The organism is Acidisoma sp. PAMC 29798, assembly GCF_030252425.1.
GTDB lineage: Bacteria > Pseudomonadota > Alphaproteobacteria > Acetobacterales > Acetobacteraceae > Acidisoma > Acidisoma cladoniae.
The window spans coordinates 1,944,104-1,970,536 of sequence record NZ_CP126994.1 but is presented as its reverse complement, the minus strand read 5'-3'; the positions used below and the strand labels follow the sequence as shown (position 1 = coordinate 1,970,536).

Genomic DNA, 26,433 nt, shown 5'->3' with positions numbered 1-26,433 from the left:
CATATACATATGTTTATGTCTACTCGATGAGCAGAATGATGGATGCGCGCATTCCCGTCTTCTTCGCCGAGGCGCGTGACGACAGTGTGAACACCGGCTGGCTGGTCGAAGATGCTGCCGTGGCGCCCTGGGCCGCTGCGGAGGCGGGTCACGTCCTTGGCTGCGCCTGCTGCGTGGCGCGGAGCCCGGTGGCCGAGGCTTTGGGGCGGCTGTTTCGCGCCCGCGCGACGGGCGAGGTGGCGTTTTTCACGCGCCTTGGCATCGTGCCCGGCGACGCCGCCGGGGAACAGGCTGTGCGCGCGGCCTTGGTCAATGATGGTCTGGCCTCGGCCTGTTACCGGTTGGAGCCGTAGCCGCTCACGAAAACAACAGCTGCACCTTCATTGCCGTGCGGCGGTCGTTCGCGGCCTCGAAGGCATGCTGCGCGTCCGCCACGTCGAAGCTGCCGGTCAGCAACGGCGTGAGGTCCATCCGACCCTCATCGATCAGCCGCACCGCCAGGGCATATTCGTCGTGAAAGCGGAAAGAGCCGACAACCTTCACTTCCTTCGACACGACCATATTCTGCGGCACGGACATATCGCCGCCGAGGCCGAGCTGCACGATGGTGCCGCCGGGCTCGACCACATCCAGCCCGGCCCGCAGGGCGCGGTCATTGCCAGAGCATTCGATCATCACCCCGATCTGGCCCTTGTCGTGACGATACTCCGCCAAGCCGTCCGGGTTGGTCGCGGTATTGACCGCACGTGTGGCGCCGAGCTTGCGGGCCACGGCCAGCGGCGCGTCCACAATATCCGTCACGATGATCTCAGCCGCGCCATGGAAGCGCGCGGCCGCAACGACCAAGGCACCGATCGGGCCGCAGCCCGTCACCAGCACGGTTTGGCCTAACAGTGAGCCGGCCTGGCCCAAGGCGTGGAGGACGACGGCGAGGGGCTCCGCCAAAGCGAGTTCGGTCGGCAGCGCCCGCAACGCAATCTCGCATTGGCTCGCATCGCAGACCAGAAAGTCCCGAAAGGCGCCCTGAATATGCGGCATCGGCATCGCGCTGCCGTAGAAGCGCATGTTCAGGCATTGGTTGGGCATGCCCTTGAGGCAGAAGCGACAGTGTCGGCAGGGGCGGCTGGGGTTCACACCCACGCGGTCCCCAGGTTTGACGCGGGTGACATCTGCCGCGACCTCGGTGACGATGCCGGCGACCTCATGGCCCAGAATCATCGGTTCGCGCAGTCGCACGGTGCCGAAGCCGCCATGGTTGAAATAATGCAAATCCGAGCCGCAGATACCGCCCGCCTGGATGCGGACGACGACCTGGGACGGTCCCATCGTCGGAAGATCCTGATCCTCGATCCGGAGATCACCGGCGGCATGGATGACGACACTGCGCATGACAATCCTTAAGGCGTGTGGTGGGCCTCGGCTGGGCACACCGTGGCTGCGGACACAAACAAGGTTTGGCCAAGCCTGTCCACGGTTCGACGACCATATGGGTTGGGCGAGTAAATGCGCTATCGTTACAATCCGCGGTGGCGGAACATCGTGCGAATGTGATCAACGCGTAGGCTTTTCCGGCGCGGCGTTTGGAAAGCCTCAATGACCACCGATTAAACAGAGGCCACCAGGGGAGGGACATGAGTGGCGTCAGATATGATTGCGGAGCTGGGGCAGGTGGCGCAGTACGACCATGCTCTGGCGTGCTACCAGCGGGGACGCTTGGACGAAGCGGCGCAGTGTCTGCGCGACCTTCTGCACAGCGCGGCGGATCATCATCTCGGTTGGTATCTCTCCGGCCTCGTGGCGGCGAAACTCGGTCAGGCCGAGGCGGCGATTGCAATGGTCCAGCGCGCCGTCGTCCTGAACGATGCCATCGCCGAATTCCAGAGTACGCTCGCCGCAATGCTGCAGGCGCAGCAGCGTTCTGTCGAGGCACTGGCTGCCTATGATCGGCTGATCGCCCTGCAGCCCAACGACGTCGGGGCCTATGTCAATCGTGGCAATGCCCTCGGCAATTTAGGACGCCATGCCGAGGCAGTCGCGAGCTACGATCAGGCGATCAGTCTGGAGCCTGGACAGGCGACAGCCCATAACAACCGCGCCAATACGCTGCGCGATTTGGGGCGGTTCGCTGACTCGGTGGAGAGCTGCGACAGGGCGATCGCGCTGCGGCCGGATTTCGCCATGGCCCATTTGAACCGCGGCAATGCGCTGGGTGGTCTGCGTCGCTACGCCGAGGCCATCGCCTGCTACGACCGTGCCATCGTCCTCAGTCCCGATTACGCCATGGCGCATAACAACCGCGCCAATGTATTGCGCGACGCTCATCGGCACGCGGAGGCGCTGGCCGGCTACGACCGCGCCATCGCCCTCGAACCCGACAATGCGGATGGCTATATCAACCGGGGCAATGCCCTCGGTGATCTCGCCCGCTATGACGAGGCATTGGAACATTACGCGCGGGCCTTGGAGCTGCGTCCCCAGTTCCACGACACCAAGTTCAATATGGCGATCATCCACCTGCAACTCGGACGGTTCGAGATCGGCTGGCGGATGTATGAAGCGCGCAAGATCAGAACGGATCCGATCGGCAACCGCACCTTTCCGCAGCCGGCCTGGACGGGCGCCGAACCGATCGCCGGCAAGACGCTGTTCATCCATTGCGAGCAGGGGCTGGGCGATATCATCCAGTTCTACCGCTACACCCGCATCATGGTGGAGCGGGGCGCGGTCGTGATCCTCTCGGTGAAGGAACCGTTGCGGCGGCTGTTCGCGGCGGCGCATCCCGCCATCGAATTGGTGGAGGAAGCCGCGACGCCGGCGGCGTTCGACTATCATTGCGCGCTGCTGAGCCTGCCACTCGCCCTCGGCACGGCGCTCGACACCATTCCGGCCGCCATCCCCTATTTGTGGACGGAATGGCGCCTGCGGCAGGACTGGTCTGCCCGCTTGCCGCCGCGCGGAAAGCCGAGGCTGGGTTTCGTGTGGAGCGGCAGCCCGACTTATAAGAACGACCACAATCGGTCGATCGACCTCGCCGTGCTGACGCCCCTGTTCGACATCGATGCCGACTGGATTTGCCTGCACAAGGATGTCACGCCGCGTGAGCGTGCCATGCTCAGTGAATACCAGCGCGTGACTTTCCTGGGCGACGGCATTGCCGACTTCGCCGATACCGCCGCGATCATCGATCAGCTCGACCTCGTTATTACAGTCGATACCAGCGTCGCGCATCTTGCCGGGGCCATGGGCAAGCCCGTGTGGATCCTGTTGCCCCATAATGCCGACTGGCGGTGGATGATTTTGCGAGAGGACACGCCCTGGTATCCCACCGCGCGCCTGTTCCGCCAGCAGCTCATGGGCGACTGGCCGGGCGTGGTGGCGCGGATCAAGGACGCACTGCGCCACGCGTTGCGCGTCGTATAATCTCGTCATGGCACGCCTTCTCGTGCCATGACGAGAGGTGGAGGCGATGGATCAGTCTAAAACGGCTGCGCGCCAAAGCGGGAGCAAGCAGGCCATGTCCCGGCCTTTACTCGGCCCACCCGATCGCTGACACTCGCCTTCAATCGATCGCGAATGAAGGCGGCCTGACGCAGTGGACCTGAAGATATTTGACCTCACGGGCCGCGTCGCGCTCGTCACTGGCTCCAGCAAGGGCATCGGCCTTGGCATTGCCCGCGCCTTGGCCTCGGCCGGAGCCACGATCGTGCTCAATGCACGGGACGGGACGCGGCTGGCCGAGGCCCGTCAGACGCTCGTGGAACAGGGCGTCCTGGCTCATGCCTATGCCTTCGACGTCACGGATCCTGAGGCTGTGGGGCCGGCCGTCGCCAGCATCGAGGCGGAGGTCGGCCCGATCGAGATCCTGGTCAATAATGCCGGTGTCCAGCATCGCACGCCCTTGCAGGACTTTCCGCTGGAGGCATGGCGCCGGCTGAATGCCACCAATCTGGACAGCGTCTTCCTCATGGGACAGGCGGTCGCGCGCTGCATGATTCCGCGTGGTCATGGCAAGATCATCAATATCTGTTCTGTGCAGAGCGAGTTGGGTCGCCCCGGCATCGCCCCCTATGCGGCCACCAAGGGCGCCGTGAAGATGCTGACCAAGGGCATGGCGATCGACTGGGGCAAATACGGCATCCAGGCGAACGGCCTAGGGCCCGGCTATTTCCGCACCGAGTTGAACCAGGCGTTGGTGGATGACGCAACCTTCTCGGGCTGGCTTGCGACGCGCACGCCGGCCGGGCGCTGGGGTGAGGTGGATGAGCTTGGCGGCGCCGCGATCTTCCTGGCCTCCGACGCGTCGAGCTTCGTCAACGGTCATATTCTGTACGTAGACGGCGGCATCACCTCGAGCCTTTAGAGATCTGGGCCGGACCAGCGTTGACCAAACAAAATCTAAGGGAGCCGACCATGACCTACGAAGTTTTCGATCCGCGTTTCGAAGCGCTGACCGTCTCGCATTCCAAACTCGAAAAGCTCTGGACCGGCTCCCGCTGGGCGGAGGGCCCGGTCTATGTACCGGCCGCGAAAAGCCTCGTGTGGTCCGACATTCCCAATGACCGGCTGCTGCGCCTGGATGAGACCGATGGCTCCGTCAGTGTATTCGAGACGCCCTGCGGCCATCACAACGGGCACACGCTCGACCATCTCGGTCGCATCCTCGCCTGTGAACATGGCGGCCGACGCCTCTCTCGCTTGGACTTCGACGGCCGCTGGCGGACCCTCGTGGACAGTTTTGGCGGCAAGCGCCTGAACTCCCCCAATGACGTCGTCGAGAAGAGCGATGGGTCCATCTGGTTCAGCGATCCCACCTACGGCATCGATAGCCATTACGAGGGAGACAAGGCGGAGTCGGAGATAGGCGCCTCCAACGTCTATCGCTTCGATCCAGAGACTGGGGCGCTGACGGCGGTGATCACCGATCTGCTCAAGCCGAACGGCCTCGCCTTCTCGCCTGATGAGAGCGTGCTCTATGTCGCCGATACCGGCGCCACCCACGACCCCGCGCATCCCCGCGTCATCGTCGCCTATACCGTGGGCTCGGACGGTCGGTCGGTACGCCGCGAGGGCGTCTTCGCCACCTTGGAAAACGGATTGTTCGATGGCTTCCGTGTCGATGGCCACGGCAATGTCTGGACCTCGGCCCAAACCGCTGTCGCCACCTATGCGCCGGACGGCACTTTGCTCGGCCGCATTCCGGTGGGCGAGGATGTTGCCAATCTTTGTTTCGGCGGCGCCAAGCGCAATCGTCTCTATATCACGGCCACGACGTCGCTTTATGCCGTCTACGTCAATGCGCATGCCGCTGGATGGTGATGCCGCGCGGGATGTACGATCGCTGCGATCTCAGTCGGATTGGCTGAGAGAGCGATGATCAAGCGACTGTCTCGTGGGTTTGAGCGTTACCTGCCCACTGCGCGATCGGGGGGGATGGCGATCATCCCTTTCCTGTTTATCCTCTTCGCGTTTCCCACCGCTTTGTTCATGGCCCTGGCCGTACCCCTCGGCCAAGTGCCGGACGAAGCCGCCCATGTCGCGCGTGCCGGCAGCTTGCTGCACGGCCAACTGCTGGGGCAAAGGCAAGTGCGTCTCGACGGCGCCGGCCACCCGATCATGGGGGCGGGCGTCACGCTCGATCCCGGTCCCGTCTATGCCGATTTTGCCTTCAATGTCGGTGACGTCAAAAAAATGACGGCCGCCAATGAGGCGCGGCTGGAGGCGATCCCCTGGCCCACGCGTCTGGTGTTTGTCGGGTCGCCGAACACCGCCGTTTATTTTCCGATCTTCTACGTGCCGAGTGCGGTCGCCCTGGGCGCGGGGCACTTTCTGCAATATTCGCCCTATGTCGCCGTCTTGATGGGACGGGTGGTCAATGTGCTCACCTGCCTCGTCATTGGTGTGCTGGCATTGCGGCTGGCGCGCCGGGGGCGCCTGCTGTTGCTGGCGACGTTGAGCCTGCCGATGACCTTGTCCTTGATCGGCTCGTTCAACCAGGACGGCGTCTTGATCGCGACCACTGCGCTGATCGCGGCACTTCTGACGCGGCCGGCCGGGCCGCGCGGCCTCTCCTATTGGGTGGCGGCGCTGCTGCTGGCCTGCGTTATTGCGGTCAAGCCGCCTTATCTGCCGATGGCGGTCGTCATGCTGCTGCCGTGCCGGGGATGGAGCCGACGGGACCTGTTGCCGGCCATCGGTGCGATGGCGCTGGCGACGCTGCCGGCCGTCGCCTGGGCCTTGGTGACGCTGCATACCGTCGCCACGCCCTTCGTTTTCGGCCCGCCGTATCATCCGGGGCCGCTCTGGCCCGGCGACCCGCAGCGGCTGTTTCCAAGCTCTGACACACGTGAGCAGCTGCGCGTCTTTCTCCATGATCCCTGGCTGCTGATCCAATTGCCGATCCAGACCATGAAACTGCTGTGGCTGGTGGAGGTGCAGACGACGATTGGCGTGATCGGCCTGCTCGACGTCGTGATGGCGCTCCCGATCTACACTTGGTGGTATGTGGCAATGATCGCGGCGGCCGTGGGGACGATGTTTGCCAGCCCTGAGGAGCCGCCGGGACCGCGCGGTCCCTTCGTGCTCATCGCGCTGCTCAGCGTCGTTGCCACCGTCTTCGCGATCTTCGATCTCCAATATCTGTCCTGGACGAAGGTCGGGCAGACATTGATCGATGGTGTGCAGGGCCGCTACGCGCTGCCGCTTCTGGCGCTGCTCGCGATTTCGCTGCCCGTTATTCGCATTCGGGGGGCGACGGCGATCCGCGCGATCCTGGCGCTGCCGACCGTCGCGATCGCCGGCTTCGGCATTGTCTATCTGCCGCAACTTGTGCTCAGCACCTATTATCTTCGGTAGCGTGTGGCTTAGGAAAAGTGAATTTGGCAGAGACCAACACGCCGCCGCCGTCTGACCATTTCGACGGAACGAGTTTTTATAATCCGCCAAGCGCTGCGCCCGATCGTGCTCAGACACAACCGCGCGGCATCCTGCCCATCCTGCGCTGGCGATTGAGTGGCGAGCGAAAGGTCTGGCCGCCGCAGCCGCCTAACCCGACGCCTGCCGGCGACCCGCAGGCATCAGTGGCGCCAGGCACCGTCGCCGTTACCTTCATCGGGCACAGCACCTTCCTGTTGCGGCTGCCCGGCCTGACCATCCTCACCGATCCGATCTTCAGCGACCGCTGTTCGCCCGTGTCCTGGGCGGGTCCGAAGCGGGCCCGGCCGCCGGGCCGCGCCTTCGCGGCACTGCCTAAGATCGACCTGCTGCTGGTGTCGCATAATCATTACGACCACATGGATTTGCCCAGTCTGCGGGCGATCCAGGCGCGCGACGCCCCGGCCGTCATCACGCCACTCGGCAATGCCGTGCATCTGCGCAAGGCGGGGCTCGGCCGCATCCATGAACTGGACTGGTGGCAAAGCGAGCGACTGGGTGACAGCCGCATCACCGCGACCCCCGCACGGCATTTTGCCAGCCGCACGCCCTGGGATCGCAACCGCTGCCTCTGGGCAGGCTTCATGATCGAGATCGGCGGCAAGAAGATCCTGTTCGGCGGCGATTCCGGCGCCGGCCGCCATTGGGCGGAGATCAGCGCGCGGCTTGGCCCGACGGATCTCGCCTTGCTGCCGATCGGTGCCTATGAGCCGCGCGCCATCATGGCGGCGGTACATATCAATCCCGCCGAGGCCGTGGCGGCGCATCGTGACCTGATGTCCCGCCAATCCATCGGCATGCATTTCGGCACCTTCCAACTGACGGATGAGGCGATCGACGCGCCACCCCGTGTGCTGGCCGAAGTCTTGCGTGCCGAGGCGCTGGACGCGGGCTGCTTCGTCACCTTGGGCTTCGGAGAGACGCGCGTCTTCACGCTGTAAGGGTGGCGGCTTGGGCCGCGCTAAGGCACTCTGTCGTCATCGGCAGGAGGGTCAGGCATGGCGGACGGAACATCGAGCACGGAGGCCTATGTGCGCAGCGCGGCGGAGCTTCTGGACCTCGGGCTGGATGAGGCTGAAACCATGCGTGTGATCGCGGCCTTTGCCCTCGTCGCCCGGTTCGCCCAACCCGCGCTCGACTGGCCGGTCGGTCCCGAAACCGAAACCGCGCCCATCTTTCGGCTATGAGCACCTCCTTCATGACGGCGGTCGCCATTGCGGGCGATGTGCGCAGCGGCGCGCGATCGGCCCTGGAAGTGGCGCAGGACACGCTTGAACGGGTCCATCGGCTCAACCCGGAGGTCAATGCCTTTACCGAAGTGACGGAGCAGCGGGCTTTGGCCGATGCCGCCGCTGTCGATGCCGCCTTGGCACGGGGCGAGGATGTCGGCCCGCTGGCCGGCGTGCCCTTCGCGGTGAAGAACCTGTTCGATATTGCCGGCATCACGACCCTCGCGGGGAGTGTGATCGAGCGGGATAAGCCCCCCGCCGCGGTCGATGGCTGGGCCGTGAAGCAGCTGCGCGAGGCCGGCGGCGTCTGCATCGGCGCCCTGAATATGGACGAATATGCCTATGGCTTCACGACCGAGAACAGCCATTACGGCCCCTGCCGCAACCCGCATGACACCAGCCGCACGGCCGGCGGTTCGTCCGGCGGATCGGGCGCGGCGGTCGCCGCCGGCTTGGTGCCGCTGACCCTCGGCACCGATACCAATGGGTCGATCCGCGTGCCCGCGAGCCTCAATGGAATCTTCGGCTTCAAGCCGACCTATGGCCGGTTGTCGCGTGCCGGCTCCGTCGCCTTCGTGCCGAGCCTGGATCATATCGGCCCCTTCGGGCGCAGCGTCGGCGATGTCGCGGCGGCCTATGACGCGCTGCAAGGGCGTGACCCCGCCGATGCCGGCCAGACGCCACGCGCGGTGGAACCCGTCGCCGGTCTGGTGGGCGAGGGGATTGCCGGCCTGCGCATCGGCCGGCTGACGGGCTATTTCGACGCACCAATGGGCGAGGCGGCGTGCACCGCCGTGCATCGCATTGCCGAGGCGCTCAAGGCCGGCGCCGTCGCGGCGCCGGAGATGACGGCGGCCGGTCGCTCCGCCGCCTTCATCATCACCGCGAGCGAGGGCGCGAAGCAGCATCTGGAGCATCTGCGCCATCGCCGCCCGGATCTGGAGCCGCTGTCGCGGGACCGGCTGCTCGCCGGCAGCTTGGTGCCGGCGCAATGGTATCTGCATGCCCAGCAAGTGCGCGCCTTGTGGCGGGACGCGATGGCGGCCCTGTTTCGGGACTGGGATGTGCTCATCGCACCCGCGACCCCCGTGCCCGCGACGACACTCGGCCAGGATTTTCTGGAGATCGAGGGCCAAACCTTGCCGTTGCGGCCGGCCTTCGGGCTGTTTACGCAGCCGATCACCTGCATCGGCCTGCCGGTGCTGGCCGTCCCCGTGCAGAAGGCCGAGGGCGTGTTGCCGATCGGCGTGCAGCTGATCGCCGCCCCCTGGCGGGAGGATCTGCTGGTGCGGGCGGGCGGATTCCTGGAAGCCTCCGGCATTTGCACGGCACCCGTCGCCCCCGACTTCGCAGCGTGAGCATGATGGACATCGACAATCCCACGGCCCTCGCCGAACTCACCGCCGCCTTTGCGGAGTACGAGCGCGCCTTCGTCGGCAATGATGTCGCGGTTCTGACCGCGCTGTTCTGGGGGGATGAGAAGACCATCCGCTACGGCGGCGGCGAGAACCTGTATGGCGCCGCCGAGATCGCGGCCTTCCGCCAGGGGCGGGGCGCGGGGGACCTCGACCGTGATTTGGGCCGCACCGTGCTCACCACCTTCGGGCGGGATTTCGGGACCGCGAGCACGCTGTTCCGTCGCCGCTCGACCGGCAAGACGGGTCGTCAGATGCAGAGCTGGGTGCGCCTCGACGGCGCTTGGCGGATCGTCGCCGCGCATGTTTCGATGCTCGACTTTCCTTTCCCCGAGACGGCGGAGACGCGTTAGATGATTGGTGTGGACTGGGGCACGAGCAGTTTCCGCGCCTATCGCCTCACGCCGGATGGCCATGTCATCGACAAGACCACGTCCCCCACCGGCATCCTGTTCGTCGAAGGCGGCCGCTTCGCGGATGTGCTGCGCCGCGCGATTCTGCCTTGGGTGAATGCCGGGGAACGGCGGGTGCTGCTGTCGGGCATGATCGGCAGCCGGCAGGGCTGGATCGAGGCGCCGTATCTGCCTTGCCCGGCCGGGGCCGCCGATCTTGCTGCCGCCACCATCGCCGTGCCCTTCAATGACGCCGAAGTGCGCCTGGTGCCGGGCGTGACCGCCGAGGACGCCGGCGTGCCGGAGGTGATGCGCGGCGAGGAGACCCAAATCATCGGCACGCTCCGCGAATTGGGGCCGAGTGGCGTTGCCTGCCTGCCGGGCAGCCACGCGAAATGGGTCCGGGTCGAGAATGGCCGCATCATGGGCTTCTCCACCTTCATGACCGGCGAGGCCTTCGCGGCCTTCAGCGGCCATACCATTCTCGGTCGCATGATGAAGGTCGATGCGCCGGCCGACCCGGCGGCCTTGCGCCAGGGACTGGCGCGAAGCGCGGATGCCGGCGGCCTGCTGCGCCATCTTTTCGGCGTGCGCACGCTGGGTCTGTTCGGGCGCCTGTCAGAAGACAGTGCCGCGTCCTATCTCTCCGGCCTGCTGCTGGGCCATGAAGTGCGGGCCGCCTTGGCGGCGCATCCCGACATGGGCTCGATCCTGCTGATCGGCGACGCCAAGCTGTGTGCCCTCTATGCCGATGCCATCGCCTTCTGCGGCGGATCGGCCCGGATCGCCAAGGCCGACGCTGCCCCGCTGGGCCTGACTGCAATCGCCGCCGCCGTCGCGTGGCACTAGGAAGATGACGATGAGTGACGTGTCGATGAAGGAATGGCTCGCCCGTTCGCCGCTGATCGCGATCCTGCGTGGCGTCCGGCCGGATGAGGTCGTGGGCATCTGCGCGGCCTTGCAGGAAGCGGGCGTGCATATCGCCGAAGTGCCGCTGAATTCACCCGAGCCGATCGAGAGCATTCGCCTGCTCGCCGAAACCTTCGGCGACAGCATGCTGATCGGTGCCGGCACGGTGATGACCACGGATCAGGTGGCGGAGATTGCGGCGGCAGGTGGCAAACTGATCGTGACGCCCCATGCGGACCCGGACATCGTGCGGGCTGCGAAGCGCCTGGGGCTATTGGCAGCACCTGGCTTCTTCACCCCCGCTGAGGCCTTCAGCCTGATCAAGGCCGGCGCCGACGCCATCAAACTGTTTCCGGCCGAGGCCGCCAGCCCGTCCGTGCTGCGCGCCATTCGCGCCGTGCTGCCGCCGGGCACGCTGGTGCTGCCGGTCGGCGGCATGGCGCCGGACAATCTTGGCGATTGGCACAAGGCCGGGGCGTCCGGCTTCGGCATCGCCTCCGCGATCTACAAGCCGGGCGACACGGCGGCCATCGTCGGCGCCAAAGCGCGGGCCCTGGTCGCCGCCTGTGCGGCCTTCACCTAACGAGCGTCGGCCATACGCGGCAAAAGATTGCGGCGCTGATCCAGTCCGCGCCATAGGTCCTGCCTTGGGGGACTGAGATGCTGCGCGTGACGGAAGTGAAGCTGCCATTGGATCACGAGCCTGCCGCTCTGCGGGCGGCGGTGGTCGCGAAGCTCGGCGTCGCCGATGGCGCGTTGCTGACCCATGAGGTGGTGCGGCGCGGCTATGACGCGCGCCGCCGCTCCGCCATTTCCCTCATCTACACGGTGGACGCCACGGTCGCGGAGGAGGCGGGCGTGCTCGGCCGGCTGGCCGGCGATCGTCACGTCTCCCGCGCGCCGGACATGGGCTATCGCTTCGTTGCCCAGGCGCCGACGCAGCTGACCACCCGGCCGGTGGTGATCGGCGCTGGCCCGTGTGGATTGCTCGCGGCCCTGACGCTCGCGCAAATGGGCTTCCGGCCGATCATCCTCGATCGCGGGCGCGTGGTGCGGGAGCGGACGAAGGACACCTGGGCCTTCTGGCGGCGCGGCGTGCTGACACCGGAATCCAACGTGCAGTTCGGCGAAGGCGGCGCGGGCACGTTTTCGGACGGCAAGCTATGGAGCGGGATCAAGGATCCGCTGCATCTCGGCCGCAAGGTGTTGACGGAATTCGTGGCTGCCGGTGCGCCGCCTGAAATCCTTTATGTCAGCAAGCCGCATATCGGCACCTTCCGCCTGGTGACTGTAGTCGAAAGCCTGCGGGCGCAGATCGAGGCGCTGGGCGGCGAATACCGTTTCGGCAGTCGTGTCGATGACATCGAGATTGCCGAGTCGGATGGTCTGCGCAGGGTGACGGGCGTGGTGCTGGCGGATGGCGCGCGCATCGCGACCGACCATGTCGTGCTGGCGATCGGGCATAGCGCGCGCGATACCGTCGCCATGCTGGATACGCGCGGCGTGTCCTTGACGCCAAAGCCCTTTTCCATTGGCTTTCGGATCGAGCATCCGCAATCCCTGATCGACCGTTGCCGTTTCGGGGACAGTGCCGGTCACCCGATGCTGGGTGCCGCTGACTACAAGCTTGTCCATCACGCCGGCAATGGCCGGGACGTCTACAGCTTCTGCATGTGTCCCGGCGGCACGGTGGTCGCGGCGGCGTCCGAGCCCGGCCATGTCGTGACCAATGGCATGAGCCAGTATTCGCGGGCCGAGCGGAATGCCAATGCCGGCATCGTGGTGGGCATTACGCCCGCCGATTATCCCGGCGGCGCGCTCGCCGGCATCGACTTCCAACGCCATTGGGAGCGGCAGGCCTATCTCGCCGGTGGCAGTACCTATGCAGCGCCGGCCCAGCGCGTGGGGGATTTCCTGGCGGGCCGGCCTTCGACCACGCTCGGCGCCGTTGTGCCGTCCTACAAGCCGGGCGTGACGCCGACCGACCTGTCCGCCTGTCTGCCGGATTATGCGATTGCCGCCATCCGGGAGGCGATTCCCGCCTTCGACCGCCAGATCCGGGGGTTTGCGCTAGAAGATGCGGTGCTGACGGGGGTGGAGACGCGCACCTCCTCCCCGATCCGCATCGGGCGGGATGCCGGCTGCCAGAGCGTCAATACGCGCGGGCTTTATCCGGCGGGGGAGGGCGCGGGCTATGCGGGCGGTATTCTGTCAGCGGGGGTCGATGGCATTCGCGTGGCGGAGGCGGTGGCGCTCGCCATGGTGCGGGAGGCGGCTAAACAGGATGCGTGATCAGGTGCCAGAGCCAGACGAGCATGCGCCACCAAACCCAGAGGGCATTGCGGCGATTTTGGTCGGGATTGTCAGCCGAAACGCACACTCCTGAACCGAAACGCGCTGGGATCAGGCGCTTCGGATACGTCTTGCCGCGAGCACGTTGCTGCCGGCCGGTGCTTGTGGCACGGGCGCCCCGTCCACCATAGAGGCCTGTCCCGCCGCGAGCGCCAAAAGATCGGCGAAGGCCGCAGCGGCCTGCGGGTTCGGTGCTCGAGGCTCGAAATAGCCGCTCGTGTTGAAATGCGATCGGGCATCCTTGACCTGCCCGGCCCTGATCGCGAGGCCGACATCCTGATACGTCGCCTCATACCAAGGCGCATCGACATCGAAAGGGCGGGGCTTGCGGTTCTCGAAATATCCGAAGCCGGCGAAATGGCTGAGTTCGTCCGGCACCTGGCCTTGGCCGATGGCGCGCTCCACATCGGGGTATGTCGCCCGATACCAGGCAGCGTCGAAGGCCGCTCCCGCGAAGGCCGCGCGGATCAGGGCGTGAAACGCCTCTGTGGGCATCGTGACGGTGGTCTCAGACCGACGAATATCCCCGATGCGCCGAAGAACATGAAGCGGCGGAACATACGTCATCTGAGTGGCCTATCGACATTGCGATAAAGCAACAATGCCGCAGAAATCTTTCTGAGAGCTTAATCGCTGACCCATTCGCGCCAGATTAGAATGAGCGCGGCCATGATGGCTGGGCCGAAAAAGAGGCCGATCAGCCCCCAGGCCTCGACCCCGCCGAGGATGCCGAGCAGCACCCAGATGAAGGGCAGCTTCGTGGTGCCGCCGATGAGCACTGGCCGCACGAAATGATCCGCCACGAAGGTCACAATCATGCCCAAGATGAAGACGGCAACGCCCCAGACGAAGGCACCTTGCGCGATCAGCAGCAGGGAGGCGATCGCGAAGACCACCGGTGCTGCGAAGGGGATCATGGCAGCGACGGCCGTGATGACGCCGAAGATCGTCGCCTGCGGCACGCCAGCAATGGCATAGACGATGCCGAGCAGCACGCCTTCCCCCAGGCCGACCAGCACCAAGCCGTTCACGGTGCCATGAACCGATGCGATGATCTGCTGGCCGACCCTTTCGCCCCCCAAGCCGAAGGCCCGCGTCGCGGCGCGGCGCATTTGCTCTGTCAGCAAATGGCCCTCCCGAAAGAGGAAGAACAGGGTGAGGAGCGTGAAGACGAAGGCGGTCAGTCGGTGCACGACTTGTAGGCCGACCACGCGGCCGACGCCCGCGACATGGCCCTGCGTCGTGCGCTGCACCAGCTTGCGGGCGCCCCCGGGATCGCCCAGGTTTTCCTGCCACCAGGTATCCACCTGGGCCTGGCCAAAGGGCAGATGGGTCAGAACATCGGGTTCGGCGATGCCGTAATTCTGCGCGTCGTGAATCCAGTCCTGGGCATCATCCGCCTCCCGCGCGAGTTGCAGACCCACCAGGCCGAGCGGCACGATGAAGATCAACGCCACGCCCAGGGTGAAGACGGCGGGCATGAGGATGTTACGGCGGCCGGCGCCAAAGTGCGCGACGGCCCGGCCATAGAGCGGCCACAGCGCGATGGCAAAGATGCCGGCCCAGGCGAGGGCGCTCAGAAAGTTCCGCAGGGTGAACAGCGCCAGCAGCAGCAGGCCGAACGCCAGGACCCCCATGGCGATGTTCTGCGGCCGGGTGCCGCCGAGGCTGGGTTCGGACGGCGGGGGGAGAGTGCTCATGCGGGCAGCATCGACAGCAAAAGCCAGGGGTTGCGCAAGAGAGGATTGGAGGAATGCGCGCTCGGGCCCGTTTGCGTCCCCGTTCGGCGATCGATAGGGTTCAGACAGATCCTAGGGAGAAGCCCGTGTCCGAAGGCGTTTCGACCGTCGCCGCCGAACCCTATGCCTTCACCCTGAAGCCGGGCGCCGTCGCGCTGGTGATCATCGACATGCAGCGGGATTTTCTGGAGCCGGGCGGATTCGGCGACGCATTGGGCAACGACGTGTCACTGCTTCGCGCCGCGGTACCGCCGCTGATCGACGTGTTGGCCGCCGCGCGGGCCGCCGAGCTGGTGGTGGTCCATACGCGGGAGGGGCATCGCCCCGATCTCTCCGATCTCACCCCCGCCAAGCATGCGCGCGGGCGCTTCGCCACGAAGATCGGCGACGCCGGCCCGATGGGCCGCATCCTGGTGCGTGGCGAACCGGGGCACGACATCATTCCCGAACTCGCGCCCGTCGCGGGGGAGCCGGTGATCGACAAGTCCGGCAAGGGCGCCTTCTTCGCGACCGACCTCGACGCCATTCTGCGTGGACGCGGCATCACGCAGCTGATTATTGCCGGCGTGACGACAGAGGTCTGCGTCAATACCACGGTGCGGGAGGCGAATGATCGCGGCTTTGAATGCCTCGTGCTGTCTGACTGCACGGGGTCCTATTTTCCAGACTTCCATGAAGCCGGCTTGGCGATGATCAAGGCCCAGGGCGGCATCTTCGGATGGGTCGCGTCTTCAGCTGCGCTGCTGCCGGTGCTTTCCCGCATGGCGGGGGACACTGACGGCAAAGCGTGAAGCGATGGTCGTTTCCGAGGCTGGAGCGAGGGGCTTCCCGCGAAGACACCCGATCGTCGCCAGGCGGATAACGCTTCGCTCATCCGCCCTACAATACGGCCTCGGTGTAGGGTGGATGAGCAAAGCGCTATCCACCATCTCAGCGTCGTCTGCTCAGCAGCACTGCTAGCGCCAGGCTGGCACGCCATCGACGCGCATTGTCTCGAGTTCCGGAAGATCGAAACCGAAATGCCGCGCGACGAGGGCGCGTAGGGCTGTGCGGTCCGCCAATTCCGTCGCTTCGGCGATCCCATTGCGAATGATGTGAACACCCTGGTTCATGATGTTGACGCGCCCTTCCTCCGTTACCGCGCTGGCGAGAATATTGTGGGTAAAGAAGGACGCCGGGTGTGTGGCGATGTAGTGGTTCATCATCTCGACATCGACCGGGTACTCCTCTTCCATCGTGGACACCCAGCCCCGGATCTGTTGGCCGTCTTGGGTGACGTAAAGGAACCAGTCGTTGCCCTCGTGGACGAGGCGGTGCGTTGGGGCGCTTGCGGGAACGGCACCGCCATTGAGCGGGATGGGATGCGGGCAGGCAAAGGGTCCAAAGCCTGGGTCGATCACGTAGGTCTCGTCACCGATCGTGACGGTGAGGAACATGTGCTGACGCACGCTCTCATGGCGCGGATCGAAGAGGAGGACGCGGGAGGCATGCCGGACGGGGGCGAAGCCGATCGCCTGGAGAGCGGCGTGCATCAGGCTTGCGTGCTCGAAGCAGTAACCGCCACGACGGGCCGTGACGAGCTTCGCCTGCAAGCCTTCAGTATCCAGGCGGATAGGACGTCCCAGCAGAACGTCGAAACCTTCGAAGGGGATGGTGGCGATATGGGCGCGGAGGATGCCGGCGAGCGTGTCGTAGGTCGTTGTGAGCGGCCCGGAATAGTTGATACGCGAGAGATAGGCGTCGATGTTGAGAGGCTGGCTCATGTCAGTATGGCCTTGTGGATTGTGACGATCAGAGGTGTGGCGAAACCCCAAAAACTGTCATGAACGGGCGCGCCGCGTGGGGTGGAAAAGCGCAGCGTATTCCACCAATAGGCACAGGCCTACTCTATTACAGCTGATTATTGGCCTGTACGATACATCAGCTCGAGATCCTGTCCGCCGTAATGAACACCTTCAATCAAGACCACTCCTACCGACACGGTAAAAGCGATCGTGACGCTCTGCGCGAAGACCGTCGTCCGAAGTCCGATGAGGAGGTCGTTACGCGGCATGCCTCGTTTCGGAAAGGTTGATAGACCTATACAAAATGCAACGATGCTTTGAACAAAGGCGTCAGCGCGCGCCGAGTTTGCCTGAGGCGAGATGTACTGGTGAAGGGTGTCAATGTGACGCTCTGCGAGTGGCGTGAAAACAACCTCCACGGCGAATGGCCTAGGTCGAAGACGCGGCCCGGCGCAATTTGATGCGCGACAGGATCTCCTCTGCAGGCACGGCCTTCGATGGGTCGGCGAGATATTGGCCGTGGCCCGCCACCACCTCGTCTCGCAACCACCGCTCCACCGCCGCTTCGCGTTCGATTAAAGACCGGATGCCGTCGCGAATGACCTCGCTGACCGTCGCATAGCCGCCTGATTGAACCTTCCCTTCGACAATCTCCGCCATGTCGAGCGGTAGCGTGATGCTGAACTGTTGGGTCGTCCTCATGCGGTTCTCCTGTGGGCGCGATGATAGCATGAATAGGATCAAGTCCTATTGATCATGATCCCCTTGACGCGGCAGGCGATGAGAACAAAATGCTAACTCTCAGTGGGGTTGGTGCGTGGAAACCGTTCTCGAAAAGCTCGCCATCCTCGCGGATGCCGCCAAATATGATGCGTCCTGCGCCTCCTCAGGGGCGGAGAAACGCAATTCCATGGCCAGCAAGGCGATCGGCTCGACTGAGGGCATGGGCATCTGCCACGCCTATGCGCCGGATGGCCGCTGCATCTCCCTGCTCAAGATCCTGCTCACGAATTACTGCCAATTCGACTGCCATTACTGCGTCAATCGCGTGTCCTCCAATGTTCGTCGTGCACGATTCTCGGTTAAGGAAGTCGTGGATCTCACGCTCGGTTTCTATCAGCGCAATTACATCGAAGGGCTGTTTCTCTCCTCCGGCATCATCCGCTCCCCCGATTACACCATGGAGCAGCTGGTGCGCGTGGCTGAAAGCCTGCGGCGGGAGCACAAATTCGCTGGCTATATCCATCTGAAAACCATCCCGGATGCCGATCCCCTATTGCTGGCACGCGCCGGCGCAGTGGCCGACCGGCTGTCGATCAATGTTGAACTGCCGCGTGAGGAGAGCCTCGCGAGGCTGGCGCCGCAAAAGAATCCCGAGCGGATTCGCCGCGCCATGGGCGGCATTCGCCTGAAGATCGAGGAGGCGAAAGAGGCGCGCAAGGAGTCGCGTCACGCACCGCGCTTCTCGACCGGGCAGAGCACGCAGATGATCATCGGCGCAGATAGTACGGACGACCTCGCCATCCTCGGCAGCGCCGCCAATCTCTATGGCAATTACAAGCTGTCCCGCGTCTATTACTCGGCCTTTAGCCCAATCCCGGACGCGAGCGCCGTGCTGCCGCTCATGCGACCGCCGCTGATGCGCGAACACAGACTGTATCAGGCAGATTGGCTGATGCGCTTCTATGGTTTTGCGGTCGAGGAAATCGCGACCGGCGCTGTGGGTGGCATGCTCGACCTAGGCGTCGATCCGAAACTGGCCTGGGCGCTGCAGCATCGGGAATGCTTTCCGGTCGATGTGAACCGCGCGGCGCGCGAGGTGCTGCTGCGGGTGCCCGGCTTCGGCACCAAATCGGTGAAGCAGATGCTGTCCTCGCGCCGCTGGCGGAGCCTGCGGTTGGAGGACGTGTCCCGCCTCTGCCGTGGCATCAAAACCGCCATGCCCTTCATCGTGACGGCGGATTGGCAGCCCGGCGCCGCCATCGATCGCCTCGATCTCAGGGAGAAGGTCGCGCCCCAGGGCGAGCTTTTCGCGTGAGACTGATCCGTCTCCCGCATGAGACGGATGTCGCAGGTTGGCGGGATGCCGCCCGTGCGGCGCTGCTGGTGGGCGAACCGCCGGAGGCTCTGTACTGGGTGGTCGGCGATGGCGCGGCCGGCGATCTGTTCGAGGGCGATGAGGCCGCTCGCACACCGATCGTTGCGCCGAAAGTTCCGCGCGCCTTCATCACCTTGACCGAGACGGTCATCCTGCATCGCGATCCGGGCCGGTTCGCGCTGCTGTATCGGTTGCTGTGGGGCCTGCAAGCCCAGCCGCAGCTGTTGGAGGATGCGAGCCACCCGGATGTGCATGAGGCCGAACAGCGCGCGAAGGCGATCCGGCGGGACATTCACAAGATGCATGCCTTCGTGCGGTTTCGCGAAGTGGAGGAACCGGAAGGCGCGATCTTCATCGCCTGGTTCGAGCCCGATAATTTCATCGTCGAAGCCGCCGCGCCCTTTTTCATGCGCCGTTTTACCGGCATGCGTTGGTCGATCCTGACACCGGATCGCTGCGCCTTCTGGGATGGGAACAGCCTGCGCTTCGGTGAAGGCGTGTCGCGCGATCAGGCGCCGACGGAAGACCGGCTGGAGGCGCTGTGGCGCATCTACTACGCCAATATCTTCAATCCGGCGCGGCTGAAGGTGGCGGCCATGACACGGGAAATGCCCCGCCGTTATTGGAAGAACCTGCCGGAAGCAGAATTGATCGGCCCGCTGATCGAAGCGGCGGGCGAGCGGGCGCAAGCGATGGTCGCAGCGGCGCCTACGGCCCCCTCGGCCCATGCGGCGGCGGAAGCGCGGCGTCGGCCGGTCGCGCCAATCGTGGATGCCGACCCGCCGCAGACGCTGGCTGAAGCCAAGGCGCAGGCGGTGGGGTGCCGTCGCTGCCCATTGTGGGAGCCGGCGACGCAGACGGTCTTCGGTGAAGGACCCGCCTCAGCGCGGCTGATGATGGTCGGCGAGCAACCGGGCGACCGAGAGGATCTCGCGGGTGCGCCTTTCGTCGGGCCGGCCGGCAAGATGCTGGACCGTGCCCTGGCGGAAGCGGGCGTGCCGCGGACGGAAGTCTATCTCACCAATGCGGTGAAGCATTTCAAGTTCGAGCCGCGCGGTAAATTTCGCCTGCACAAGACGCCGGATACCGGCGAGATCGCCGCGTGCCGTTTCTGGCTGGAGACGGAATTGGCTTTCGTGAAGCCGCAGCTGACCGTGGCGCTCGGGGCTTCGGCGGCGCAAGCGCTGCTCGGCCGCAAGGTGACGATCGGCCGTGAGCGCGGGCGGGTGACGGCGCTGCCGAACGGCGAGGCGCTATGGGTCACGGTGCACCCGTCCTACTTGCTGCGCCTGCCGGACGAAGAGGCGAAGGCGCGGGAATATGCGCGGTTCGTAGAGGATCTTCGGGGCGCCTGGGCGTGGCGTGCGACTAAATGAACTGCCCGCGCAGAAACCCTAAAGCGGGTAGGGGCCGCCAGGTTTTCGGCAAATCGGCCCGGCGCATCGGTTCCACGGAGTAATTCGGGGGCGGCTGTCGCGTGCTGCGCAGAAAACTCGCATAGGCCCGCACCTGCTGCTCCCGCCAGGCGCGATCGGCTAAAGCGGCATCGCGATTCGCGAAAATCTCGGCGATGCGCCGCTGGCGCCCGATCGAGGCGACGACCGCCCAAAAGCGGTCTTCACGGACGCTGGAGAGGCTGACGACACCATCCATGGACGAAGTCTGGCCTGACCAGCAGCCGCCTGCAAGATCTCAATCGAGGCTGAGGAGGCGGTCTTCAAGCAGCGCGAACAGCCGCGGCGTATCCACAGAGGTGATCACCCGGCAGTTCGGCGCACGGCCCTGGAGATGGCGTGGCGATACGGCCGCGATGCTCTGGCCGCGTGCCATGGGTGCGGCGCATTCGACCTCGACCCAGGCTTCCACGCCGTCGAACAGCGTCGAGTCGATGAGATGGGCGATGACGCAGGGGTCGTGCAGGCAGGGGTCACCGAAGCCATAGGCGCGCATCATGGCGAGCACAGGACCCGAGACGCGGCCGGCCTTGGCCTCCATCCTGTCCATCCAGTCTTTGGTGATGACGGCCTGTCGCGTGACGTCGAGGCCGAACATGGTCATCGGCACGCCGGCGGTCAGCATGATCTGGGCCGCATGCGGGTCGATCATAAAGTTGAATTCGGCGGTGGGCGAGGAATTGCCGGGGCAGAAGGCGGCACCGCCCATGAAGACGATGTCGCGGATCATCGGCGCGATATCCGGTGCCTTGACCAGGGCCATGGCGATATTGGTCATCGGCCCGATCGGGCACAGCGTCAGCACGCCCGGCTCGGCCCTGATGCGCGCGACGAGGACATCGACGGCGTGGTCCGGCGCGGCACCGGTGGAGGCCTCGGGGAGCCCGATATCGCCCAAGCCGTCACCGCCATGGACTGAGCCTTTGCGCTCGATCGCCGCCATCAGCGGGCGCGGGCAGCCGGCATGGATGGGAATGTCGGTCCGCCGCGCGAGGTCACGGATGCGGATGGCATTGGCGGTGGTCTGGGCGAGGGCGACATTGCCGATCACCGTGGTGATGGCCGTGACCTCCACCTCCGCAGGGGAGGCGAAGGCCAACAGCATCGCGACCGCATCGTCCACGCCGGGATCGCAGTCGAGGATGATCCGGCGTGGCGGCATGCGGCTTATTTCGGCAGATAGTCGTTGGTGTAGTAGGCGGAGGGCGGCAGAACCTTGGGGATCTGACCGCTGAAGGCCAGCGCCTGGGCGATGCCGGTCCATTGCGCATCGGTCTGCGTCATATAGCCGGTTGGCCCCTTCATCAGCGGCACCGTCACCGCCCAGCCGACCGAGTTGTAATCCTTGGAGCCGGCGCTGGGGTAAAGCTTCAGCAAGTCGGCAACGGCCTGGTCCTGATGGGTGGAGGCCCAGTCCATCGCCTTGGCGGTGGCCGCAAGCCAGGCCTTAACCACATCAGGATGCGCCGCCGCGTAGCTCTTGCTGGCGGTATAGGTCCAGACGGGGATATCGGGCACGCCGGCCGCCGGTCCGATCAGGATGCTCGGATCGACCTTCAGGGTCGGCCTGACATCGGAGATGGCGTAGTTCGAGCAGTTCAGCGCTAGGTCGATCTTCTTCGTCAGCAGCATCGGGATATTGTCATCGGTCGCGATGATGAGCTTGACGTCGTCCTGGGTAAGGCCGGCCTTCTTGACGATGTAGGGGATCATCATCTTGGACCAGCTATCGGTGAAGACGCCGATCGACTTGCCCTTGAGCGTGGAGAGGTCGATGGGCTCGCCAGGGCGGCCGAACAACCCGCAATTGTTGGACTGCGAGAACAGGCCGATGGAGATGATCGGCACGCCCTGCTGTGCGGCGAAGATCAGATCCGTCGTCGCGTCGAAGCCGATATCGGCGCTGCCGCTGGCGAGCACGCGCGCCGTGGTCGAGCTATCGGGCGGGAAGGCGACCGACACGTCAAGATTGGCGTCCTTGTAGAAGCCCTCGGCTTGGCCGACGGCAAGGGGGATCAACTCGAAATCCGCCGTCGCCCAATCGAAGACGAAGCGGACCTTCGTTGCCATGTCGGCGGCCGAGGCCGTGGGTGCCACGGGGGCGAGGGCCAGCATCATCATGCCGGCAGCGGCCGTGGACGCGAGCAGCCGGGCGACTGTGCGGAGAGGCTTCATGTCACAACCTTTTCTATGTGCGGAACGGGGGAAACGGGCAACGGCGGAACACGGCCACCGAACCAGGGTGGCGCCGTCATCTGGGTACGCCATGGCGTGGCGAAATGCTCGGCGACCAGGACGATCAGGAAGGACCCAACGCCGATGGCGGTGAGCAGCAGCATCGCGCCGTAGACGCCGGCGGTATTCATCTGCGCATTGGCCGTGAGCAGATAGGTGCCCAGCCCGACATGGGCCGAGGCGGTCCATTCCCCGATGACCGCGCCGGTAACGGCATAGGAGGCGCCGATCTTGAGGCCGGAAAACAGCGGCCCGATGCAGGCCGGCAAGCGCACGATGAGGAAGGTGCGCAGCCGCGTGCCGCGCAGAAGGCGCGCGAGGTTCACCTGGTCCTGATCGACGCTCGCCAAGCCATCGAGCACGTTCACGACCACGGGAAAGAAGACGATCCAGGCGACGATGATCAGTTTCGGCGTCAGGCCGAAGCCGAAGATGATGACCAGCGGCGCCGCGATGGCGACGATCGGCACCGCCTGGGAGGTGATGAGCGCTGGGTACAGCAGGCGATGGACGATGGGGATCTGCGCCATGATCACGGCCAGCAGGAAGCCGATGACCGCGCCGCAGATATAGCCGTAGAAGGTTTCCGTCACGGTTTGGAAGGTCAGGCCGCGCATCATCGCCGCATTGTCGCGCAGCACGCCCAAGGCGGCTCCGGGTGTCGGGATGACATAGGCGGGCAGGCCGGTGGCAAGGAGCAACAGCTCCCACGCGCAGAAGATGAGGGCGATGGCGACGAGCCACAGCAGGACGTGGCGCGCGTAAGCGTGCCAGGCGGGCGCTTCGGTCATGCCGACACCATTGCAGCGGGCACGCCGTGCAGCGTCGCCTGGCTATATAGCATGGCCATGATCTCGCGCTTGATGGCGACGAATGCCGGGGAGGTCAGGCAGTCCATCGCGCGCGGACGTTCGATGGGAACATCGACGATCCAGCCGACGCGGCCGGGTTTGGGCAGCATCACCACAATGCGGTCGGCGAGGAAGATCGCCTCATCCACGTCATGGGTGACGAACATCACCGTGCGGCTAAGTTCCTTCCAGATTTGTAGCAGCCATTGCTGCATGCCGATGCGGGTCTGGCTGTCGAGGGCGCCGAAGGGCTCGTCCAGCAGCATCAGGTCTCGCCCGGCGGCGATGGTGCGCATCAGGGCGACGCGCTGACGCATACCGCCCGACAGGGCGCGCGGAAAATGGCGCAGGTAGTCACCCAGGCCGTAATGCACGGCGAGTTCGGCGGCATGGGCGCGATCCGCCTTGGTGGCGCCGCGCGTGAGGGAGGCGCCGAGGGTGATATTGCCGAGAACCGTGCGCCAGGGCAGCAGAAGATCCTTTTGCAGCATATATCCAACCTCGCCCGGCCGGCCGGCGATATCGCGGCCGTCAAGCAGAATTTTGCCGGAACTGACGTTAAGAAGTCCCGATACGGCGTTGAATAAGGTGCTCTTTCCGCAGCCTGATGCACCCAGGATGCAGACGAACTCGCCGGGTTTGATGTCGAGATTGACATCCTCCAGAGCCCGGAAGGTGCCGAAGCTATGGCTGAGATGCTGGAGCGAAAGCTTGGCCGGTGCTTCAGCGGCCAACCGAGGATCTCGCGCCATGGGTCTGATAGTCATGCATTAACGTGGGAGCTCCCTTGTTCCGAACGAAGGATGCACGCTGCCGCGAGGCGAGGAGCGTGGCAAGCGCCTTGTGCGCAATCGCCGCAGATTATGCGGAGATAAGGCGTCGTATTCTCGGCATCGCGTTGGGCAGCCCTGTCGCGGCGCGGCCCAAAGCGATAGTCTCGCCGCCATGAACCGACCCATCATCATCGCCCCCTCAATCCTCTCCGCCGACTTCGGTCGGATCGACGAAGAGACCCGCGCCATCGAGGCCGCCGGTGCCGATTGGCTGCATCTGGACGTTATGGACGGGGCCTTCGTGCCCAATATCAGCTTCGGTCCCGGCGTCATCGCCGCTGTGCGCAAGGTGAGCCATGTGCCGATCGACGCCCATCTCATGATCAATACGCCGGATGAGTATCTGGAGGCTTTCGCCAAGGCCGGCTGCGATCGCATCACGGTCCATGCCGAGGCTTTGCGCCACCTCAACCGAACGCTGCAGGCGATCCGAGGCCTCGGGCTCAAAGCAGGCGTCGCGATCAATCCGGCGACGTCGGAGGAAGCGGTGCGCTACAGCCTCGACGCTGCCGACCTTGTGCTGGTCATGACGGTGAACCCCGGTTTTGGCGGGCAGAGCTTCATTCCCGGAACCCTCGAGAAGATCCGCCGTCTGCGCGCTTTGATCGGGGATCGCCCGGTGGAGATCGAGGTCGATGGCGGCATCACAGCCGAGACCGCCGAACAGACGGTCGCGGCCGGCGCCAATGTGCTTGTCGCCGGGTCATCGGCCTTCGCCCATGGTCCAACGGCGTATCGCGCCAATATCGACGCGCTCCGCACAGGGGCCGAGAAGGCTCGCGCGTCGTAGGGCGGGTCGCCTCCGCCGCTACTCGAAGGCGAGCAGCGCCCCGCTCGCAACCGTCACGAAAACCTTGCCTTGGGCGACGACCGGGGTAACTGCCGCCGGCGTCGGCAGTCTCACGGCGTTGGTAATGGCGCCCGTGCCAACATCGACGCTAATGAGGCTTTTGTTCGTGCCTGCCAGCAAGAGCGAATTGCCGGCGAGCACAGGACCCCACCAATAGATCTGTCCGTTGGATTTCTTCACGTTTTTGAAGGCCGGAAGCTGGCGCACCCAGCGGACCGAGCCTGAATCCGCCGAGATGGCGCCCAGCAACTGGTCCGTGCTCGTCTCGAACACCCAATCGCCGGCCACCGCCGGAGTCTGGTCGGTGGCGAAATCCTTCTCCCACAAGCGCCGCCCGGTCGGCAGATCCATGCAGAGCGAAATGCCGCCCAGGCTGCCCACGAACACGCGCCCCTGGTCGATCACGGGCAGGCCGACGATGGCCGAAAGCTGGGACAGGCCGGTACCGGTCGCGCCCAGATTGTCCGACCACAAAACCTCGCCAGATGTGGCATCGAGCGCGAGCAGATCGCCCGAGCCAAAGCCGCCGACGACGATATTGCCGGACACGGCGGGTGACGGCAGGCCGAGCACATTGGTCTGCGCGACCGTCGCCTGATGGCTCCAGAGCGTTTTGCCCGTCGCGGTGTCCAGGCCAATGATCGAGCTGTCGATCAGGCACAGATACATGTGCTTGCCGGCGATGGTCGGCGCACTGCGCGCCGGTGCGCCGAGCGGCTGGCGATAGAGGATGGCACCGTCTTTGGCGGCGAAGCACAGGATTTCGCCCAGGCCGGTCGCGGCATAGATGCGGCCACTATCATAGCTGATGCCGCCGCCGATATCGGTGCTGCGGGACCCCTTGGGGCGAATGGAGGAATGCCAGATGAGGCCGCCATCGGCGAGGGCGAAGGCGCGCACGTCGCCGCGCGCGCTCATGGTATAAACGGCGCCCTCGGCCACGATGGGCGGGCAGGGAATGCGCTGGCGATAGGCCGTGCCCTGGCCGATGTCGGCGGACCAAATCTGATTGAGCGATCCGCTATAGGCGGGATGCCCAGGGCTATGGGCCGCGTTGCTGCCCTGCTGCGCCCAATCGGTGCCCGAGGTTGCGGGCGGAAGCCCGACCGCTCCTGTCATGCTGGGGTCCACGGCCAGGGCGCTTGTCGATTGCATCACGTCGATCCGCTTGCCCGGCAGCGGCGGCAGTTGGTCGTTGCCGATGAAGCCGCATCCGGCGAGCGCTAAAGGCAGGCCGAGGGCGGCGCGGCGGGTCAGGCGCAGGCTATCGGCGTTCCCGGTGACGGAAAGACCTGTCTTCGGGCGAAAAAGGCGATTCATGTGCGGGCGCCATTCATGTTCGGGCGAAGGATCAGCAGCGTG

General features: G+C 65.1%; 28 protein-coding genes. 16 read left to right on the top strand and 12 right to left on the bottom strand.

What is annotated here, in order from left to right:
• Positions 1 to 35 precede the first annotated feature (35 nt).
• On the top strand, positions 36 to 353 hold the full coding sequence (locus tag QP803_RS09490; protein WP_284947523.1) for a hypothetical protein: 318 nt from the start codon (positions 36 to 38) through the stop codon (positions 351 to 353).
• 4 nt (positions 354 to 357) lie between these two features.
• Here the strand turns inward: QP803_RS09490 and QP803_RS09485 are convergent, their stop codons facing one another.
• Positions 358 to 1,389, bottom strand: coding sequence for an L-idonate 5-dehydrogenase (locus QP803_RS09485; RefSeq protein WP_284947522.1), 1,032 nt, complete (start codon positions 1,387 to 1,389; stop codon positions 358 to 360).
• Between the two features lie 246 nt (positions 1,390 to 1,635).
• On the opposite strand from QP803_RS09485, the gene QP803_RS09480 reads away from it, so the two are divergent.
• From QP803_RS09480 to QP803_RS09430, 11 genes are all read left to right on the top strand, one after another.
• Entirely contained in the window at positions 1,636 to 3,420 is a 1,785-nt protein-coding gene (locus QP803_RS09480; protein WP_284947521.1) for a tetratricopeptide repeat protein, read from the top strand.
• A 172-nt stretch (positions 3,421 to 3,592) separates the two neighbouring features.
• Entirely contained in the window at positions 3,593 to 4,360 is a 768-nt protein-coding gene (locus QP803_RS09475; protein ID WP_284947520.1) for an SDR family oxidoreductase, read from the top strand.
• Between the two features lie 50 nt (positions 4,361 to 4,410).
• Positions 4,411 to 5,316: an SMP-30/gluconolactonase/LRE family protein gene (locus QP803_RS09470; RefSeq protein ID WP_284947519.1), complete on the top strand. Its 906-nt coding sequence runs from the start codon at positions 4,411 to 4,413 to the stop codon at positions 5,314 to 5,316.
• Positions 5,317 to 5,430: 114 nt separating this feature from the next.
• Positions 5,431 to 6,852: a DUF2142 domain-containing protein gene (locus QP803_RS09465; protein ID WP_284947518.1), complete on the top strand. Its 1,422-nt coding sequence runs from the start codon at positions 5,431 to 5,433 to the stop codon at positions 6,850 to 6,852.
• A gap of 23 nt (positions 6,853 to 6,875) precedes the next feature.
• Entirely contained in the window at positions 6,876 to 7,871 is a 996-nt protein-coding gene (locus tag QP803_RS09460) for an MBL fold metallo-hydrolase (RefSeq protein ID WP_284947517.1), read from the top strand.
• 57 nt (positions 7,872 to 7,928) lie between these two features.
• Entirely contained in the window at positions 7,929 to 8,117 is a 189-nt protein-coding gene (locus QP803_RS09455) for a DUF4089 domain-containing protein (protein ID WP_284947516.1), read from the top strand.
• A gap of 11 nt (positions 8,118 to 8,128) precedes the next feature.
• A complete protein-coding gene (locus QP803_RS09450) occupies positions 8,129 to 9,517 on the top strand; it encodes an AtzE family amidohydrolase (protein ID WP_284947515.1) in 1,389 nt (462 codons plus the stop codon).
• 2 nt (positions 9,518 to 9,519) lie between these two features.
• Positions 9,520 to 9,927: an oxalurate catabolism protein HpxZ gene (gene hpxZ, locus QP803_RS09445; RefSeq protein ID WP_284947514.1), complete on the top strand. Its 408-nt coding sequence runs from the start codon at positions 9,520 to 9,522 to the stop codon at positions 9,925 to 9,927.
• Positions 9,928 to 10,815, top strand: coding sequence for a 2-dehydro-3-deoxygalactonokinase (locus QP803_RS09440; RefSeq protein WP_284947513.1), 888 nt, complete (start codon positions 9,928 to 9,930; stop codon positions 10,813 to 10,815).
• Positions 10,816 to 10,825: 10 nt separating this feature from the next.
• Positions 10,826 to 11,458 (top strand): 2-dehydro-3-deoxy-6-phosphogalactonate aldolase, encoded by a 633-nt coding sequence (locus QP803_RS09435; protein WP_284947512.1) that lies wholly within the window; start codon positions 10,826 to 10,828, stop codon positions 11,456 to 11,458.
• Positions 11,459 to 11,535: 77 nt separating this feature from the next.
• Entirely contained in the window at positions 11,536 to 13,167 is a 1,632-nt protein-coding gene (locus QP803_RS09430) for an NAD(P)/FAD-dependent oxidoreductase (protein ID WP_284947511.1), read from the top strand.
• 111 nt (positions 13,168 to 13,278) lie between these two features.
• On the opposite strand, the gene QP803_RS09425 is transcribed toward QP803_RS09430, so the two are convergent.
• Together QP803_RS09425 and QP803_RS09420 are read right to left on the bottom strand one after the other, a co-directional pair.
• A complete protein-coding gene (locus QP803_RS09425; protein ID WP_284947510.1) occupies positions 13,279 to 13,794 on the bottom strand; it encodes a hypothetical protein in 516 nt (171 codons plus the stop codon).
• Between the two features lie 59 nt (positions 13,795 to 13,853).
• Positions 13,854 to 14,927 (bottom strand): AI-2E family transporter, encoded by a 1,074-nt coding sequence (locus QP803_RS09420; protein ID WP_284947509.1) that lies wholly within the window; start codon positions 14,925 to 14,927, stop codon positions 13,854 to 13,856.
• Between the two features lie 125 nt (positions 14,928 to 15,052).
• Between QP803_RS09420 and QP803_RS09415 the strand changes: the two genes are divergently transcribed.
• Positions 15,053 to 15,757, top strand: coding sequence for a cysteine hydrolase family protein (locus QP803_RS09415; RefSeq protein ID WP_284947508.1), 705 nt, complete (start codon positions 15,053 to 15,055; stop codon positions 15,755 to 15,757).
• 165 nt (positions 15,758 to 15,922) lie between these two features.
• Here QP803_RS09415 and QP803_RS09410 read toward each other — a convergent pair whose 3' ends face one another.
• The 3 genes from QP803_RS09410 to QP803_RS09405 all read right to left on the bottom strand — a co-directional run bounded on the left by QP803_RS09410 (position 15,923) and on the right by QP803_RS09405 (position 17,452).
• Entirely contained in the window at positions 15,923 to 16,729 is an 807-nt protein-coding gene (locus QP803_RS09410) for an arylamine N-acetyltransferase family protein (RefSeq protein WP_284947507.1), read from the bottom strand.
• 137 nt (positions 16,730 to 16,866) lie between these two features.
• The gene (locus QP803_RS24000; protein ID WP_350356076.1) at positions 16,867 to 17,169 is read right to left on the bottom strand and encodes a type II toxin-antitoxin system RelE/ParE family toxin; all 303 of its coding nucleotides are present in this window, start codon (positions 17,167 to 17,169) and stop codon (positions 16,867 to 16,869) included.
• A gap of 10 nt (positions 17,170 to 17,179) precedes the next feature.
• Positions 17,180 to 17,452 (bottom strand): type II toxin-antitoxin system ParD family antitoxin, encoded by a 273-nt coding sequence (locus tag QP803_RS09405; RefSeq protein WP_284947506.1) that lies wholly within the window; start codon positions 17,450 to 17,452, stop codon positions 17,180 to 17,182.
• A gap of 115 nt (positions 17,453 to 17,567) precedes the next feature.
• Here QP803_RS09405 and QP803_RS09400 point away from each other — a divergent pair, with 115 nt between their 5' ends.
• The gene (locus QP803_RS09400) at positions 17,568 to 18,788 is read left to right on the top strand and encodes a putative DNA modification/repair radical SAM protein (RefSeq protein WP_284947505.1); all 1,221 of its coding nucleotides are present in this window, start codon (positions 17,568 to 17,570) and stop codon (positions 18,786 to 18,788) included.
• Complete coding sequence (locus QP803_RS09395; RefSeq protein WP_284947504.1) at positions 18,785 to 20,224, top strand: UdgX family uracil-DNA binding protein; 1,440 nt, start codon at positions 18,785 to 18,787, stop codon at positions 20,222 to 20,224. The genes QP803_RS09400 and QP803_RS09395 overlap by 4 nt, the downstream gene beginning before the upstream one ends.
• Here the strand turns inward: QP803_RS09395 and QP803_RS09390 are convergent.
• From QP803_RS09390 to QP803_RS09370, 5 genes are read right to left on the bottom strand one after another with little or no spacing between them, the layout of a single operon-like run.
• Entirely contained in the window at positions 20,217 to 20,501 is a 285-nt protein-coding gene (locus QP803_RS09390) for a hypothetical protein (RefSeq protein WP_284947503.1), read from the bottom strand. The two genes, QP803_RS09395 and QP803_RS09390, sit on opposite strands and share 8 nt — an antisense overlap.
• Before the next feature lie 39 nt (positions 20,502 to 20,540).
• The gene (locus QP803_RS09385; RefSeq protein ID WP_284947502.1) at positions 20,541 to 21,464 is read right to left on the bottom strand and encodes a nucleoside hydrolase; all 924 of its coding nucleotides are present in this window, start codon (positions 21,462 to 21,464) and stop codon (positions 20,541 to 20,543) included.
• 5 nt (positions 21,465 to 21,469) lie between these two features.
• Positions 21,470 to 22,477 carry an ABC transporter substrate-binding protein gene (locus tag QP803_RS09380; protein WP_284947501.1) on the bottom strand — a complete coding sequence of 336 codons (1,008 nt, stop codon included), beginning with the start codon at positions 22,475 to 22,477 and terminating at the stop codon, positions 21,470 to 21,472.
• On the bottom strand, positions 22,474 to 23,328 hold the full coding sequence (locus QP803_RS09375) for an ABC transporter permease (protein WP_284947500.1): 855 nt from the start codon (positions 23,326 to 23,328) through the stop codon (positions 22,474 to 22,476). The genes QP803_RS09380 and QP803_RS09375 overlap by 4 nt, the downstream gene beginning before the upstream one ends.
• Positions 23,325 to 24,122: an ABC transporter ATP-binding protein gene (locus tag QP803_RS09370; protein WP_284947499.1), complete on the bottom strand. Its 798-nt coding sequence runs from the start codon at positions 24,120 to 24,122 to the stop codon at positions 23,325 to 23,327. Before QP803_RS09370 ends, QP803_RS09375 begins: the two co-directional genes overlap by 4 nt.
• A 211-nt stretch (positions 24,123 to 24,333) precedes the next feature.
• On the opposite strand from QP803_RS09370, the gene rpe reads away from it, so the two are divergent.
• Positions 24,334 to 25,011, top strand: a complete 678-nt coding sequence (gene rpe / locus QP803_RS09365; RefSeq protein ID WP_284947498.1) for a ribulose-phosphate 3-epimerase — start codon at positions 24,334 to 24,336, stop codon at positions 25,009 to 25,011.
• An 18-nt stretch (positions 25,012 to 25,029) separates the two neighbouring features.
• Here the strand turns inward: rpe and QP803_RS09360 are convergent, their stop codons facing one another.
• Positions 25,030 to 26,391, bottom strand: a complete 1,362-nt coding sequence (locus QP803_RS09360) for a PQQ-like beta-propeller repeat protein (protein ID WP_284947497.1) — start codon at positions 26,389 to 26,391, stop codon at positions 25,030 to 25,032.
• Positions 26,392 to 26,433 lie beyond the last annotated feature (42 nt).

Coding starts and splice junctions, on each gene's coding strand:
- QP803_RS09490 (WP_284947523.1), top strand. CDS start 36: ATGATGGATGCGCGCATTCCCGTCTTCTTCGCCGAGGCGCGTGACGAC.
- QP803_RS09485 (WP_284947522.1), bottom strand. CDS start 1,389: ATGCGCAGTGTCGTCATCCATGCCGCCGGTGATCTCCGGATCGAGGAT.
- QP803_RS09470 (WP_284947519.1), top strand. CDS start 4,411: ATGACCTACGAAGTTTTCGATCCGCGTTTCGAAGCGCTGACCGTCTCG.
- QP803_RS09465 (WP_284947518.1), top strand. CDS start 5,431: ATGGCGATCATCCCTTTCCTGTTTATCCTCTTCGCGTTTCCCACCGCT.
- QP803_RS09455 (WP_284947516.1), top strand. CDS start 7,929: ATGGCGGACGGAACATCGAGCACGGAGGCCTATGTGCGCAGCGCGGCG.
- QP803_RS09450 (WP_284947515.1), top strand. CDS start 8,129: ATGACGGCGGTCGCCATTGCGGGCGATGTGCGCAGCGGCGCGCGATCG.
- hpxZ (WP_284947514.1), top strand. CDS start 9,520: ATGATGGACATCGACAATCCCACGGCCCTCGCCGAACTCACCGCCGCC.
- QP803_RS09440 (WP_284947513.1), top strand. CDS start 9,928: ATGATTGGTGTGGACTGGGGCACGAGCAGTTTCCGCGCCTATCGCCTC.
- QP803_RS09435 (WP_284947512.1), top strand. CDS start 10,826: ATGAGTGACGTGTCGATGAAGGAATGGCTCGCCCGTTCGCCGCTGATC.
- QP803_RS09430 (WP_284947511.1), top strand. CDS start 11,536: ATGCTGCGCGTGACGGAAGTGAAGCTGCCATTGGATCACGAGCCTGCC.
- QP803_RS09425 (WP_284947510.1), bottom strand. CDS start 13,794: ATGACGTATGTTCCGCCGCTTCATGTTCTTCGGCGCATCGGGGATATT.
- QP803_RS09420 (WP_284947509.1), bottom strand. CDS start 14,927: ATGAGCACTCTCCCCCCGCCGTCCGAACCCAGCCTCGGCGGCACCCGG.
- QP803_RS09410 (WP_284947507.1), bottom strand. CDS start 16,729: ATGAGCCAGCCTCTCAACATCGACGCCTATCTCTCGCGTATCAACTAT.
- QP803_RS09405 (WP_284947506.1), bottom strand. CDS start 17,452: ATGAGGACGACCCAACAGTTCAGCATCACGCTACCGCTCGACATGGCG.
- QP803_RS09390 (WP_284947503.1), bottom strand. CDS start 20,501: ATGGATGGTGTCGTCAGCCTCTCCAGCGTCCGTGAAGACCGCTTTTGG.
- QP803_RS09385 (WP_284947502.1), bottom strand. CDS start 21,464: ATGCCGCCACGCCGGATCATCCTCGACTGCGATCCCGGCGTGGACGAT.
- QP803_RS09380 (WP_284947501.1), bottom strand. CDS start 22,477: ATGAAGCCTCTCCGCACAGTCGCCCGGCTGCTCGCGTCCACGGCCGCT.
- QP803_RS09375 (WP_284947500.1), bottom strand. CDS start 23,328: ATGACCGAAGCGCCCGCCTGGCACGCTTACGCGCGCCACGTCCTGCTG.
- rpe (WP_284947498.1), top strand. CDS start 24,334: ATGAACCGACCCATCATCATCGCCCCCTCAATCCTCTCCGCCGACTTC.
- QP803_RS09360 (WP_284947497.1), bottom strand. CDS start 26,391: ATGAATCGCCTTTTTCGCCCGAAGACAGGTCTTTCCGTCACCGGGAAC.